At 51.4% G+C, this 14,760-nt stretch carries 7 protein-coding genes, 6 tRNA genes and 3 rRNA genes; 3 read left to right on the top strand and 13 right to left on the bottom strand.

What is annotated here, in order from left to right; translation table 11 throughout:
* Nucleotides 1-14 precede the first annotated feature (14 nt).
* From phoR to BZG83_RS13575, 4 genes are all read right to left on the bottom strand, one after another.
* Entirely contained in the window at nucleotides 15-1,310 is a 1,296-nt protein-coding gene (gene phoR / locus BZG83_RS13590) for a phosphate regulon sensor histidine kinase PhoR (protein ID WP_077481289.1), read from the bottom strand.
* A gap of 45 nt (nucleotides 1,311-1,355) precedes the next feature.
* A complete protein-coding gene (gene phoB, locus BZG83_RS13585; RefSeq protein ID WP_069590589.1) occupies nucleotides 1,356-2,045 on the bottom strand; it encodes a phosphate regulon transcriptional regulator PhoB in 690 nt (229 codons plus the stop codon).
* A 107-nt stretch (nucleotides 2,046-2,152) separates the two neighbouring features.
* Entirely contained in the window at nucleotides 2,153-5,920 is a 3,768-nt protein-coding gene (locus BZG83_RS13580; protein WP_077481287.1) for an AAA family ATPase, read from the bottom strand.
* Nucleotides 5,921-5,923: 3 nt separating this feature from the next.
* Nucleotides 5,924-7,204, bottom strand: coding sequence for an exonuclease SbcCD subunit D C-terminal domain-containing protein (locus BZG83_RS13575; protein ID WP_077481285.1), 1,281 nt, complete (start codon nucleotides 7,202-7,204; stop codon nucleotides 5,924-5,926).
* A 117-nt stretch (nucleotides 7,205-7,321) separates the two neighbouring features.
* Between BZG83_RS13575 and rdgC the strand changes: the two genes are divergently transcribed.
* The 3 genes from rdgC to BZG83_RS13560 all read left to right on the top strand — a co-directional run bounded on the left by rdgC (nucleotide 7,322) and on the right by BZG83_RS13560 (nucleotide 9,993).
* Nucleotides 7,322-8,230 carry a recombination-associated protein RdgC gene (rdgC, locus tag BZG83_RS13570; protein WP_198929737.1) on the top strand — a complete coding sequence of 303 codons (909 nt, stop codon included), beginning with the start codon at nucleotides 7,322-7,324 and terminating at the stop codon, nucleotides 8,228-8,230.
* Between the two features lie 160 nt (nucleotides 8,231-8,390).
* Nucleotides 8,391-9,737, top strand: a complete 1,347-nt coding sequence (trhP, locus tag BZG83_RS13565; protein ID WP_069590581.1) for a prephenate-dependent tRNA uridine(34) hydroxylase TrhP — start codon at nucleotides 8,391-8,393, stop codon at nucleotides 9,735-9,737.
* Nucleotide 9,738: 1 nt separating this feature from the next.
* On the top strand, nucleotides 9,739-9,993 hold the full coding sequence (locus BZG83_RS13560; protein WP_021022889.1) for a YfhL family 4Fe-4S dicluster ferredoxin: 255 nt from the start codon (nucleotides 9,739-9,741) through the stop codon (nucleotides 9,991-9,993).
* Nucleotides 9,994-10,301: 308 nt separating this feature from the next.
* Here BZG83_RS13560 and BZG83_RS13555 read toward each other — a convergent pair.
* The 9 genes from BZG83_RS13555 to BZG83_RS13515 all read right to left on the bottom strand — a co-directional run.
* Nucleotides 10,302-10,378: transfer RNA gene (locus tag BZG83_RS13555), tRNA-Asp, on the bottom strand.
* 59 nt (nucleotides 10,379-10,437) lie between these two features.
* A 5S ribosomal RNA gene (rrf, locus tag BZG83_RS13550) occupies nucleotides 10,438-10,553 on the bottom strand.
* An 87-nt stretch (nucleotides 10,554-10,640) separates the two neighbouring features.
* Nucleotides 10,641-13,538, bottom strand: a 23S ribosomal RNA gene (locus BZG83_RS13545).
* Between the two features lie 430 nt (nucleotides 13,539-13,968).
* A tRNA-Ala gene (locus tag BZG83_RS13540) sits at nucleotides 13,969-14,044 on the bottom strand.
* A 33-nt stretch (nucleotides 14,045-14,077) separates the two neighbouring features.
* Nucleotides 14,078-14,153: transfer RNA gene (locus BZG83_RS13535), tRNA-Val, on the bottom strand.
* Between the two features lie 12 nt (nucleotides 14,154-14,165).
* Nucleotides 14,166-14,241, bottom strand: a tRNA-Ala gene (locus tag BZG83_RS13530).
* Between the two features lie 12 nt (nucleotides 14,242-14,253).
* Nucleotides 14,254-14,329 (bottom strand) — tRNA-Lys (locus BZG83_RS13525).
* Between the two features lie 3 nt (nucleotides 14,330-14,332).
* Nucleotides 14,333-14,408 (bottom strand) — tRNA-Glu (locus BZG83_RS13520).
* Between the two features lie 224 nt (nucleotides 14,409-14,632).
* Nucleotides 14,633-14,760: ribosomal RNA gene (locus tag BZG83_RS13515) — 16S ribosomal RNA — on the bottom strand; the annotation flags it as partial.

The following is a 14,760-nucleotide window of genomic DNA, read 5'->3' as shown; positions in this document are numbered from 1 at the left end:
GAGTATGCCCCACCTTAACATGCCAATCGCTCCGGCAGCGTAAATGCAAAGGTACTGCCCATCCCTACCTCACTTTGGATCTCGAGCTCCGCATCATGATGGCTCAGGGCGTGCTTGACGATTGCCAAACCCAGACCGCTGCCACCGGTTTCACGAGAGCGTGCCTTATCGACACGATAAAAGCGTTCAGTCAAGCGATCGAGGTGTTGCGGAGGAATGCCTTCGCCGCTGTCAGTGACCTCTAAACGCGGACCTTTGTCGGTGCGATACCATTTGACGGAAATCGCCGCCTGAGCTGGGGTATGCTTCACCGCGTTATAGACTAAATTGGAAATCGCGCTGCGGAGTTGGTCGTCATTGCCTTTTACTTTTAGGCTCTTATCAACATCAAACGTCAGCACATGCTCACGATCACCACTCAAGGTTTGCGCCTCTTTTTGCAACACATCCAGCATCGCTGGCACATCAACATCGTGATCTAATTCTGGTTTTGCGGCCGCCTCAATTTTGGATAACGTCAGGAGCTGCTCAACCAGTGATTCCATGCGCGATAGCTGTTCAGTCATAACACCATGCGCTTTCGGCCACATCGGCCCTATCACCATGTCAGGATCTTCTGTCATCTCGAGATAACCGCGCAACACCGTCATTGGCGTACGCAGTTCATGTGAGACATTGGCGAAGAAGTTGCGTCGCATTCCTTCCAGCTGTTTGAGTTGGGTGATATCACGTACCACCATCAAGAACTCTCCCTCGGCATAGGGCATGGTACGAAATTCTAAGGTGCGCGCACTGTTGATGTGGGAGCGCATTTCTAACGGTATATCGTAATTTGCCTCGGCGATGTAGCTGACAAACTCGGGCGCGCGAATAAGATTGCTGATATGTTGGCCATTATCATCTGGCATTCTCAAGCCAAGGAGTTCTTGTGCCAGCTTGTTACACCACACAATCGAGCCATCACTTTCAAAGACTACCACCGCATCGGGCAAGGATTCGGCCCCGTTGCGGAAACGACGGATCAGGTTTGCTAACTCTTTGCGACGGCGGCGATTACGTTTTTGAAGCCGATAAATGCCATTAAACAATGGCTCCCAGGAGCCTGTGCCTGAAGGCGGGGTCAGGCTTTTATCTTTCCATAGCCAGTCGGACAGTTTGATTTGTTGATGCAGATGCCAAAGCAACATGGCAACCGTTGCACCCAATAGCAACCAAGGCAGGCCACCGAACAGCCAGCCAATAATAAACCAAGGCAAATAAAAAAAAGCCAGCTCCCAAGCTAGCTTCTTCCAAGACAGTCGTTCGACCATTTACTCTCCATCCACCCCAACGTATGTGGAGCGCTTTCTATCTTTTTAGTTGCGTGTCGAGAAGCGATATCCTGCGCCACGTACGGTTTGCACTAACTTATCATGGCCACCCGCTTCAAGCGCTTTGCGCAAACGCCGGATATGCACATCAACGGTACGATCTTCAACATACACATTGGTACCCCAAACGTTATTCAAAAGCTGCTCACGGCTGTAGACACGCTCTTGGTGCGTCATAAAAAAGTGCAACATTTTAAATTCGGTTGGCCCCATATCGAGCGGTTCATCATTGGCCGTCACACGGTGCGAGACAGGGTCTAACTTGAGGCCTTGTACATCAATCACATCGTCCAGTGTGGTCGGTGATACGCGACGCATCACCGCTTTTAAGCGTGCCATGAGCTCTTTCGGTGAGAAAGGTTTGGTGATGTAATCATCCGCGCCAACTTCTAGGCCTCGGACTTTATCTTCCTCTTCCCCACGCGCGGTCAGCATCACTACAGGAATTTGTCGGGTCAATTCGTCGCGCTTGAGGTGCTTGATCAAGTTAATCCCCGATCCGCCCGGTAACATCCAATCCATGAGGATCATTTCCGGATAAGGCTCGCAAATTTGCGCCAGCGCTGAGTCGTAGTCTTCGGCCTCTACCGTTTGGTAGCCTTTTTGCTCCAGCACAAAGCACAGCATCTCTCGGATCGGCGCTTCGTCCTCAACAACTAGAATCCTTCTAACCATGATAATTACCTAGTGTTATCATTTAACTGGCGCCATTATGTGGATTTATTATGACATTTTTGTGACCCAGCGCGAGCAAATTCCCCGCACTTTGTGCATGCTGTGACCTAGCCAACACCTTGTTGTGTGACCAACACGCGACTTGCACCTCCGCCCTGACTGTCTACGCGAACTTGGGCACCAATCCGCTCGACTAAAGTACTCACATGAGAGATCACACCAATTTGGCGTCCATCCGCTTGCAGGGTATCGAGACACGACAGTGCCATCTCAAGGCTGTCGGGGTCCAAGGTGCCAAAGCCTTCATCGATAAACAGCGATCCTAACTGACGGGTATCTGCCGCTAATGAGGCGAGCGCCAGTGCCAGCGACAAAGAAACCAAGAAACTCTCTCCTCCAGAGAGGGATTCCACGCTGCGCACTTCATCTCCCATATCATGATCCACCACCTGCAATGCTAACAAACTGTCGGGTACGGTTTGCAGCGCGTAGCGAGGAGAAAGCGAAGCAAGGTGCTCGTTGGCAATCTCCACCAGCTGGGCGAGTGTGAGTGATTGGGCAAGGTTACGAAATTTGGCACCGCTGGCCGAGCCAATTAAATCGGCCAGTTTTAGCCATTGTTCCGTTTTACTACGTTGGGTATCGATTTTGTCCGTTAAACTCCCCGCTTGCTGACGTGCCTGCTCGGCTTGCGTCAGCCGATGACGAATATCGAACACACGCTGTTCAGCCTGCTCTTGCGCGTGTTGCCACTCGGCTTGCTGCGTCTCCAAGACTGTCTCGTCATCTGTCAGCGCTTGCTCATCAAACCACGCTTTGGCGGTCGCAATGGCCTGATGACAATGGTTTAGCTGCTGTTCACGTTCTTCAAAGCGTGTTTTCGCTTCCTGATAGCGCGCCTCAATCTGGTTTAAAGCTTGGCGTTCATCCGCCCGCCAAGCCTCGCTCAATGACAAATGCGCCATCAAAGTATACTGACTCATTCCCAGCGCAGGTTGCCACTGGATCCAACGCCTAACGGCGGTACGATAGTGCTGGTTAGCATCTTGCCGTTGCTGCTGTAAGGTTTGCTGGCGGGCTTGCAAGCCGGCGCGTTGCTCACTGGCTTGCGTATACGCCTTTTCCGCCTCAGCTCGACGCTGGCGCTGCGCGTCTATGCGTGACTTGTACTCAGTTTCTAAGCTCGCAAGATCCTGATCCCCCACCAGCGCCTGTCGCGCCGCCATACGCTGCTGATGTTGTTGCGCCAAGTTCACCAACTGCGTCTGACGTGACTGAATGGCATCCGACAAGCTCTGACACTGCTGTGTGAGCGTGGCAAGCTCGGTGTCGGTACGCTGCTTTTCTGCCGCCATCCCCTCACGCTCCGCTTGCAAAGCGCGGTATTGCTGGATTTTTTGCTCCATTTGGCGAATGTAACGCGCGGATCCCACTTGTTGTAAGCTCGCCTGCCATTGGCCTTTGCCTAGCTGTTTATCGAGTGCTTCGCAGCGACTATCACGCTGAGCTTGTTGCTGGTGCCATTGTTCGTCGATGGCGGTAAGGCGTGTTTCACATTCGGTTAGCGCTTGGTCTAAGTGATGACGACGGGCAACAAGCTGCTCTCGAGCTTGTTGCAACTCACTGAGTGCCGCATCAATCTGCTGAATATGGGCAAGCTGTTGCTGACGTTCGGTCATGGCTTGATAACAAGCCACATAGTCCGCTTGCGTCTGTTGGGCTCGAGCTTCAATATCGATGAGTGCATCGCGCAGTGGCGTCTGACTGTCGATGTCACTATCCAATTCAGCAATAGCGACACGTAGCCCTTTTTCGTACTGATCACGCTCCGCTTGCCACACTTGCCCTTGCTCACGCAATTCAGCACATGCGTGTTCACTTTGTTGATGTTGCTTTTGCCAGTAGTAGTATTCTGCCTGGCTTTGATTGAGTGTCGCTTGCAGCTCAGCGAGACGCGTTTGCTGCTGATCAATCAAACTTTCCACAACGGGCGCATGGTGTAAGTAAGGATGCTCAGTCGCCCCACAAAGCGGGCAAGGGTCTCCCTCGTTAAGCGCTTGACGCAAGTCTTCCAACTCCATCACGGCCATCGCTTGCTGCAAACTGTGGTGTGCTTCGTCAACCTGTGCTTGTTGGCGCGTTACCGTGTCTTTCAAACGCGCTAGGTGGGTTTGGCTATCGCGGAAAATGGCATCAAACTTTTCGAATTCCGTCTGATTATGGCGGCAGCGTTCGTCCCAGTATTGCCAGTTATGCGCCTCATTTAAGACCGCCTCTTGTAAACGGCGGGTAGACTGTAATTGGCTGTAGCGCGCTTGATCGGTCTCTTGCTCCGCAATCAAACGCTCAGGTTCCGCAGCCGCGCGTTTTGTTTTTAACTGGTCACTGCTGGCATCYACTTGCGCAATATCCTGCTCAAGCTTATCGCGCTGAGGACGCCATTGCTGGGCTTGCTGCTGTCGCTGTCTGTGCTCATCACTCAGTGCGGCTAGCGCATCTTGGCAATCTAGAAATTGCTTGAGGTTGTCAAACACCGGCTGATAGTGCTCAGCCACGTGACCGAAATCGCCAAACGCTGCCAGTTGCTCAGCAATGATCGTTTCACGATGCACCAAATGCTGTGCATGGGCACGGGTTTGTTCAAGGGTCTGTTGCGCTTGACGCCATTTTTGCTGTTCTTCATTGAGGGTAATGTTTTGCTCGCGCATTTGCTCATCAAGACTGGCTAATTGGGTCTCAATTTGCTGAGCCTCACGCACCTTCGGCTCCATATCAGCCCACGCTTGCTCGGCGTCGGTCAATGCGCGATTGGCTTCTCGCCAACGATCCGCTTGTCGCTCATAGTCGGCTGCAACAGCCTGTTCATCACGGGCTAACGCAGCAAGATCTTCCCCCAAAGATAGGGACTGCCACTGGTGACGCTGCAGCGCATTGAGATCCTCTCGCGCCGCTTGGGCACGTTCAATCTGCGCCAATGTCTCTCGACGTGCTTCCACACCCGCTTTTTCTTGTTCCGCCTCATCCAGTGCCACTTGCGCGTCATCAAGCGCTTGTTGCGCCTGCGCTAAGTGGGTGTGTTGCTGGCGATAGTCGTTCAGCATTTTGAGCTGGTGTTGATGATGCTTGACCGTCTGTTGGCATTGGGCTTGCTCATCCACCAATTGCTGCTCTTCATCTTCGCTCAGTAGCTGAATGTCACCGAGCTGTTGCATGAGCTGATCCAGTGCTTGTTTTTCATCACGGGCACGCTCATGGGCCATTTGGGATAAACGGCTGTAAATTTCGGTACCAGTCATCCGCTCCAGCAGTGCAGCGCGGTCATCTGCTGACGCTTTCAAAAAAGCCGCGAAATCTCCTTGAGGGAGCATCACCGCTCGACGGAACTGTTCATAGCTAAGCCCGACCAGACGCTCAATTTCACTGAGCACTTCCTGTTTCTTTCCTGCAAAACGTTGGCCGGTGGTGAGGTTTTCGAGCCAATGCTCACTGGCTTGGATCCGACCGTCGGCTTTTCCTCGCGCGCGACGTACCGACCAATGGGCACGCCAGCGACTGCCGTCATGGGCAAAGAAGTCGACTTCTGCGTACCCTTCACCTTTTCCTCGCGACAAAATACTGCGCACATCGTTGGCTTTGACTCGGGTTGCAGGATCGCCGAGACCAATATCTGCATCGTTCTTTTTGTTGGCTTGAAAGCGCGGGATTTTGTCGTATAACGCAAGACAGATAGCATCTAACAACGTGGATTTACCGGCGCCCGTTTTGCCAGTGATCGCAAACAAACCGCTATCACCCAAAGGGCCCTTCGAAAAGTCCAACTCAAACGGGTGTTGAATACTGGCCAGGTTCTCGCCACGTAATGCCAGAATTTTCATCGTTTATTGGTCCTCATCCTGTTCCAGTTGTTCAAGCAAATGTGAAAAAGTCGCTGCGATAGCCGGATCCGGCTCACCTTGATATTTTTGCTGCCAGCCGTGTCGGAAAACTTGAAACGGCTCAACATCAGACAAGCGCTGCTCACGAAATTGGCGCTCGTGGGTGCGGTCACGATAGTGCGGCGTTATTTTCGCCAAACGGATAGGCTGTCCCTCTAGCGCCACGAGGATCTTCTCACGCAACATCGGTTGCGGGGCATCCAATAGAACAGGCACCTCCAATAACGGCTGCATATCCAGCGATAGTGGGGAAAGGGTCATCGCCTGCAGCGCTTCTATCACTTCATCAAGCGGAGCAGGCTTGTCAGGCACACGCAATAGGTCGACCCGTCGCGGCACTTCAAGAGAGCGAATATCGGCAAGCTGCTCCCCCTCTAAAGTGACAGCGAGCACTTGATGACGATAGTGTCGCTCTGACAGAGACAGCGGGATCGGCGAACCACAATAGCGAATTCGGTCTTGCTTCGCGACCCGCTGGGCAAGGTGCAAATGTCCCAGTGCCACATAGGCAACATCCTTGGCAAAAATATCAGCTGGCAGCGCATGCTGGTTGCCGCCGAGAATGCGTCGCTCAGACATTTCTGATAGCTGCCCACTCGCCATATAAACATGCCCCATCGCAATCAGCGCTTGGCTCCCCGTGCATTTGGCGCGCGCCGCTTGTTCTGTTTGCTGATAAATCTGTCGCACCCCTTCGATGAGACGATCATCGTATTCCCCCAATCCTTCCGTGCGTAAATCACTGCTACGTAAGAAAGGTACAGCCATCACCCAAGCGGCGGTTTGCCCCTCTTTGTCCGTCACTGGCACCATCATACGCTCGGTATCTAAACTGCCATCGCTGTGCCGTGAGATAGCACCAATTAAGTGTAAATCAAAGGCTTTGAGTAGCTCGTGTGGCGCATCGAGTTTGCTAGGTGAGTCATGGTTCCCACCGGTAATAATCACATTCAGTTGGGGCAACGCCTTCGCGACATCCGCTAAGAAGCGGTATAGCATACGCCAAGCGCTCGCAGGCGGATTGGCACTATCGAAGATGTCTCCGGCAACCAACAAGGCATCCGCCTCTTCATCTATCAATTGCTGCTGTAGCCAATCAAGAAACGCCTGGTGCTCTTGCTGACGATCATAGCCATGCAATTGGTGGCCAAGATGCCAATCTGAGGTATGAATGATTTTTAACACTGCTGGGGTTATCCGTTGGTTGAAAAAAGACGAGGTCATAGACACTCGCCAATGTCGCGAGCCGGGTAAAATTCTACGCTAATTGCAGCGACATTCGAGTATGAATGCAATACCATGTTGGCTTTCTCACAACTGGATGGATAAAGCCTCGCCATGATTTGGTTTAAGAACTTACTCGTCTACCGCCTCACCCGCGACATTCCTCTCGATCCCGAACAGCTCGAAAGCCAACTCAAAGAGTTCGATTTTACCCCTTGCGGCAGCCAGGACATGCAGAAATTCGGCTGGGACAAAGCATTGGGTAAGCACGGCGACATGCTGACCCATGTCAGCGGTGGCAATATTTTGATCCGGGCACGCAAAGAAGAAAAGCTGCTCCCTGCCTCTGTGATCAAAGATGCGCTAGAAGAAAAAGTTGATGCTATGGAGCAAGCCCAAGGCCAGCGTTTGAAAAAACGTGAGAAAGATAGCCTAAAAGATGATGTTGTCATGGAGTTGCTCCCGCGCGCTTTTACCCGCCAAAGCCAAATGTGCGCCCTTCTCATGCCGGCAAAAGGGCTGGTTCTGGTCGATGCGGCCAGTATTAAAAAAGCCGAAGAGCTACTTGCCTTACTCCGTAAATCTATCGGCAGCTTACCGGTTGTGCCCGTCGAAACCCAAACACCGGTGGAACATGCCATGACAGAATGGGWTAAACAAGGCAGCGCGCCTCAGGGCTTCCACCTTGGTGATGAGGCTGAACTCAAAGCACTGCTTGAAGAAGGTGGGGTGATTAAATGCAAACAGCAAGATCTCACCAGTGAAGAAATTCACGCCCACCTCGATGCCGACAAACAAGTCACCAAACTCGCCATGGACTGGCAAGAACAAATCCATTTTGTGTTGGGCGATGATCTCAGCCTTAAGCGCCTGAAGTTTTCGGAAGAGTTACGCGATCAAAACGCGGATATCGACCGCGAAGATATCGCGGCCCGACTGGATGCTGATTTATCGTTGATGTGCGGTGAGCTCGACGTATTGCTTGATGGATTATTCACGACCCTCGGCGGTTTACAAACCGATTAGTCACTCGAGTGAGCCTTTGTATACTGATGCAACTGGCTTAATCCACACAAAGACTAGGTAATTCCTGCTGGTAGTGTGGGCACTGTCACAGTAAAATAGCGCCCACACTCACCTTCACGATGAAGGTGCCTGACTTACACTCAGACTTTAGCTAGGAATTATGTTTACTCCAGAACTACTCTCACCCGCCGGTAGCCTTAAAAACATGCGCTACGCATTCGCCTATGGGGCTGATGCCGTTTACGCCGGACAACCGCGTTACAGCTTACGTGTGCGCAATAACGAATTTAACCACGAGAACTTGAAAATCGGGATCGATGAAGCCCACGCACAGGGCAAAAAGTTCTATGTGGTCTGTAACATTCAACCGCACAACGCCAAGCTCAAAACCTTTATCCGCGATTTGCAACCTATCATCGATATGGGTCCTGATGCACTGATCATGTCAGACCCAGGCCTTATCATGATGGTGCGTGAGCATTTCCCCGATATGGCAATTCACTTGTCGGTACAAGCCAACGCGGTGAACTGGGCGACGGTGAAGTTCTGGTATTCGCAAGGCGTTGAACGCGTCATCCTTTCACGTGAGCTGTCGCTTGAAGAGATCGAAGAGATCCGCAAACAATGCCCAGAGATGGAGCTTGAAGTATTTGTGCACGGCGCTCTGTGTATGGCTTACTCGGGTCGTTGTCTGCTCTCCGGCTACATCAACAAGCGCGACCCTAACCAAGGCACCTGCACCAATGCGTGCCGCTGGGACTATAAGGTTCACGAAGCCAAAGAAGACGATGCCGGCCAAGTGGTACAAGTACAGGAAGTCACACCAACATTGGGTGAAGGCCAGCCTGTCGACGATGTCGTTTTGCTTGAAGAAGGCCGTCGCCCCGGTGAATTAATGGCCGCTTATGAAGATGAGCACGGCACTTACATTATGAACTCAAAAGACCTCCGTGCCATTCAGCACGTTGAACGCTTGACCCAAATGGGTGTTCACTCGCTGAAAATCGAAGGTCGGACGAAGTCCTTCTACTACTGTGCTCGAACAGCCCAAGTTTATCGTCAGGCGATTGATGATGCTGTTGCCGGTAAGCCTTTCGATGAAAGCCTCATGAGCACACTGGAAAACCTCGCGCACCGCGGTTATACCGAAGGCTTCTTACGTCGCCATACACACGATAGCTACCAAAACTATGATTACGGCTATTCGGTCTCTGACCAACAGCAATTTGTCGGTGAATTTACCGGTAAACGCCGTGGCGATTTAGCGGAAGTTGCCGTGAAGAACAAGTTTGTTTTAGGTGATAGCCTTGAGCTCATGACGCCGAAGGGTAACGTCCACTTCACTCTTGAAGTCATGGAAAACCGCAAATCAGAGTCTATCGACGATGCCAAAGGTAATGGTCACTTTGTGTTTATTCCTGTGCCAGAAGATATGGATTTGGAATACGCACTACTGATGCGTAACCTACAATCAGGTCAAGATACGCGTAATCCATCAGGAAAGTAGTATGGCATTACTCATCACGGATAAATGCATAAACTGCGATATGTGTGAGCCCGAGTGTCCCAATGGGGCTATCTCGATGGGGTCCGAGATCTTTGAGATCGAGCCAGATTTATGCACCGAGTGTAAAGGCCATTACGACAAGCCAACGTGCCAGTCAGTCTGCCCGATCTCCAAATGCATTATCACCGATCCCGATAATGTCGAGACAGAGGATCAGCTCCTAGAAAAATTTGTGGTCATCCAAGGGATGGCCTAAACCATTCAAAGCGCCGCAAGGCGCTTTTTTTATATCTGTATCACCCAAAATAGTAAACTAATGCTACGTGCTTTACAGTCATGCATGACAGCCCAGAGTAACGAAGGTACATTGAGACACTCAGGCTCACACATATCGCAGTTTATGCATTCATAAAGTCATGACTAAGCAAGCGTTAGTAAAAACCTATAGTGAGGAAAGAGAGTGAAGCACTCCACTCCGTGCACTTCTCAAACATGAATAAGCTCTTGATTTAGGGACGCCTTAAACGCAAAAACCCCAGCATTTCAGCTAGGGTTTCTAAGTAGTGGCGGAGTGGACGGGACTCGAACCCGCGACCCCCGGCGTGACAGGCCGGTATTCTAACCAACTGAACTACCACTCCGCAACAATTCTGTATGACTAAAGACTTATATCTCTTGGCTTTAATCAATTGTAATCAAAGCCTGGCGATGTCCTACTCTCACATGGGGAGACCCCACACTACCATCGGCGCTGCTTCGTTTCACTACTGAGTTCGGCATGGAGTCAGGTGGGTCCAAAGCGCTATGGTCGCCAAGCAAAATTTTGTAATCTAGAAAGCTGTTTGTTCTCGCCACAATCAACTGGCTTATTTTAAGTCCAACCCAAAACCTCTTGGGTGTTGTATGGTTAAGCCTCACGGGCAATTAGTACAGGTTAGCTCAACGCCTCACAGCGCTTACACACCCTGCCTATCAACGTYSTMGTCTASRACAACCCTTTAGAGAGCTCGAAGCTCTAGGGATGACTCATCTCGGGGCCAGCTTCGCGCTTAGATGCTTTCAGCGCTTATCTGTGCCGAACTTAGCTACCGGGCAATGCGTCTGGCGACACAACCCGAACACCAGCGGTTCGTCCACTCCGGTCCTCTCGTACTAGGAGCAGCTCCCCTCAATCATCCAACGCCCACGGCAGATAGGGACCGAACTGTCTCACGACGTTCTAAACCCAGCTCGCGTACCACTTTAAATGGCGAACAGCCATACCCTTGGGACCGACTTCAGCCCCAGGATGTGATGAGCCGACATCGAGGTGCCAAACACCGCCGTCGATATGAACTCTTGGGCGGTATCAGCCTGTTATCCCCGGAGTACCTTTTATCCGTTGAGCGATGGCCCTTCCATTCAGAACCACCGGATCACTATGACCTACTTTCGTACCTGCTCGAGCCGTCACTCTCGCAGTTAAGCGGGCTTATGCCATTGCACTAACCTCACGATGTCCGACCGTGATTAGCCCACCTTCGTGCTCCTCCGTTACTCTTTGGGAGGAGACCGCCCCAGTCAAACTACCCACCAGGCACTGTCCTCACCCCRGATAAYGGGGCTAAGTTAGAACATCAAACATACAAGGGTGGTATTTCAAGGATGGCTCCACGACAACTGGCGTCGCCGCTTCAAAGCCTCCCACCTATCCTACACATGTAGGCTCAATGTTCAGTGCCAAGCTGTAGTAAAGGTTCACGGGGTCTTTCCGTCTAGCCGCGGGTACACAGCATCTTCACTGCGATTTCAATTTCACTGAGTCTCGGGTGGAGACAGCGTGGCCATCATTACGCCATTCGTGCAGGTCGGAACTTACCCGACAAGGAATTTCGCTACCTTAGGACCGTTATAGTTACGGCCGCCGTTTACCGGGGCTTCGATCAATGGCTTCTCTTGCGATAACCACATCAATTAACCTTCCGGCACCGGGCAGGCGTCACACCGTATACGTCATCTTTCGATTTTGCACAGTGCTGTGTTTTTAATAAACAGTTGCAGCCACCTGGTATCTGCGACTGCCCATAGCTCCATCCGCAAGGGACTTCACCGCGGGCAGCGTACCTTCTCCCGAAGTTACGGTACCATTTTGCCTAGTTCCTTCACCCGAGTTCTCTCAAGCGCCTTGGTATTCTCTACCCGACCACCTGTGTCGGTTTGGAGTACGGTTGCTACTTACCTGAAGCTTAGAGGCTTTTCCCGGAAGCATGGCATCAATGACTTCACCACCTTGGTGGCTCGACATCGTGTCTCGGCCTTGATTTCCCGGATTTGCCTAAGAAATCAGCCTACGCACTTGAACCTGGACRACCATCGCCAGGCCCACCTAGCCTTCTCCGTCCCCCCATCGCAGTAAGCAGCAGTACGGGAATATTAACCCGTTTCCCATCGACTACGCCTTTCGGCCTCGCCTTAGGGGCCGACTTACCCTGCCCCGATTAACGTTGGACAGGAACCCTTGGTCTTCCGGCGAGGAGGTTTTTCACCCCCTTTATCGTTACTCATGTCAGCATTCGCACTTGTGATACCTCCAGCATGCCTCTCAGCACACCTTCAACAGCTTACACAACGCTCCCCTACCCAATAGCTGCATCCTTAAAGCCACTATCTTGTTCGCCTCAACCATTGTTGGGCGCTTTGACGTTATTAACTACGCGCTTCGCGCATAACGTCAATCCAATAGCTTTAAGTGATGCAGCCATTGCCGCAGCTTCGGTGTATCGCTTAGCCCCGTTACATCTTCCGCGCAGGCCGACTCGACCAGTGAGCTATTACGCTTTCTTTAAATGATGGCTGCTTCTAAGCCAACATCCTGGCTGTCTGAGCCTTCCCACATCGTTTCCCACTTAGCGATAACTTTGGGACCTTAGCTGGCGGTCTGGGTTGTTTCCCTCTCCACGACGGACGTTAGCACCCGCCGTGTGTCTCCCGGATAGTACTTACTGGTATTCGGAGTTTGCAAAGGGTTGGTAAGTCGGGATGACCCCCTAGCCTTAACAGTGCTCTACCCCCAGTAGTATTCGTCCGAGGCGCTACCTAAATAGCTTTCGGGGAGAACCAGCTATCTCCGAGTTTGATTGGCCTTTCACCCCTAGCCACAGGTCATCTCCTAACTTTTCAACGTTAGTGAGTTCGGTCCTCCAGTTGATGTTACTCAACCTTCAACCTGCCCATGGCTAGATCACTCGGTTTCGGGTCTAATGCTAGCAACTSKACGCCCAGTTAAGACTCGGTTTCCCTACGGCTCCCCTATGCGGTTAACCTTGCTACTAACATTAAGTCGCTGACCCATTATACAAAAGGTACGCGGTCACCCCACGAAGAGGCTCCCACTGCTTGTACGTAGACGGTTTCAGGTTCTATTTCACTCCCCTCACAGGGGTTCTTTTCGCCTTTCCCTCACGGTACTGGTTCACTATCGGTCAGTCAGGAGTATTTAGCCTTGGAGGATGGTCCCCCCATGTTCAGACAAGATATCACGTGTCCCGTCCTACTCGATTTCACGRCTAAGGCGTTGTCGGTTACGGGGCTATCACCCTTTATTGCCAGGTTTTCCAACCTGTTCACCTAACGCCTAAGCCGTTCGCCTCTTAGCGCTATGTATTCACGCTAAGATACCTGCTTATGCAGGTGGGTTTCCCCATTCGGAAATCCCAGACTCAAATGGCTTTTACTGCCTTATCTGGGCTTATCGCAAGTTAATACGTCCTTCATCGCCTCTGACTGCCAAGGCATCCACCGTCTACGCTTAATCACTTAACCATACAACCCCAAGAGGTCTTTTTGCTCGATCTTTCTCTYTTATACGGCCTCTTGCTCACCGTTTGCTYGGTCACGTAACACGTTACGCTCCCMGCGACAAACGMCTCGCRCGAGATTGTCTAAAAAAGAAATCTGCGTCGCAAAACCACTGAGTGTTGAATCATCAACTAATTAAGGTTTTGTTTTTGCCGGACTCAAAATAGAGACTTTGCTTATCAAATAAGACAAAGCCCAAGCACACTTGATTGTGTGAGTGACATTTCTGTCACTGATTGAGAACTTTACTGTCATTCTTTAAGAATGACTTGTCAGCTTTCCAGATTGTTAAAGAGCATGTGTGTCTATCATAAAGACAAACCACTTTATTATTTGCTTTCAGACACAGCTTTTCGCAACAGGAGATAACTGCTGTGAAAAACAAATAATAAAGTGGTGGAGCTATGCGGGATCGAACCGCAGACCTCCTGCGTGCAAAGCAGGCGCTCTCCCAGCTGAGCTATAGCCCCAATATAATATGGCGTTTCTCTTTGTAAGAGAAATGGTGGGCGATACCGGGCWCGAACCAGTGACCCCCTCCTTGTAAGGGAGGTGCTCTCCCAACTGAGCTAATCGCCCATCYTTCAGACTTGGTGGAGCTAGGCGGGATCGAACCGCCGACCTCTTGCATGCCATGCAAGCGCTCTCCCAGCTGAGCTATAGCCCCGCGTCTGAGAAATGGTGGGTTGTACAGGATTCGAACCTGTGACCAATTGATTAAAAGTCAACTGCTCTACCAACTGAGCTAACAACCCARGTGGCGTCCCATAGGGGAGTCGAACCCCTGTTACCGCCGTGAAAGGGCGGTGTCCTAGGCCTCTAGACGAATGGGACTTTATGCGGATGATTTATCTTCGCTAGCCGCGTTGCTTTCATTGCTCAGACAATCACATAGTATTTCTATGCTCAGGCCATTCGCACTTCAAGCGCCTTGCTATCTAAGCAAATCATAACGCCTAAGCAATAATTCCTAGGCGTGTTTGGCATTGGGATGCCAAACCTCTCTTTATACTTTCAACCTATACAATCTGTGTGAACACTCGCAAGAATAGCGTCAGTAAGGAGGTGATCCAGCCCCAGGYTCCCCTAGGGCTACCTTGTTACGACTTCACCCCAGTCATGAACCACACCGTGGTAAACGCCCTCCCGAAGGTTAAGCTATCTACTTCTGGTGCAGCCCACTCCC

The organism is Salinivibrio sp. PR919, assembly GCF_001995355.1.
GTDB classification, from domain to species: domain Bacteria; phylum Pseudomonadota; class Gammaproteobacteria; order Enterobacterales; family Vibrionaceae; genus Salinivibrio; species Salinivibrio proteolyticus.
Note: the sequence above shows the minus strand (reverse complement) of the source record. Positions and strands in the feature narration are given on the sequence as shown.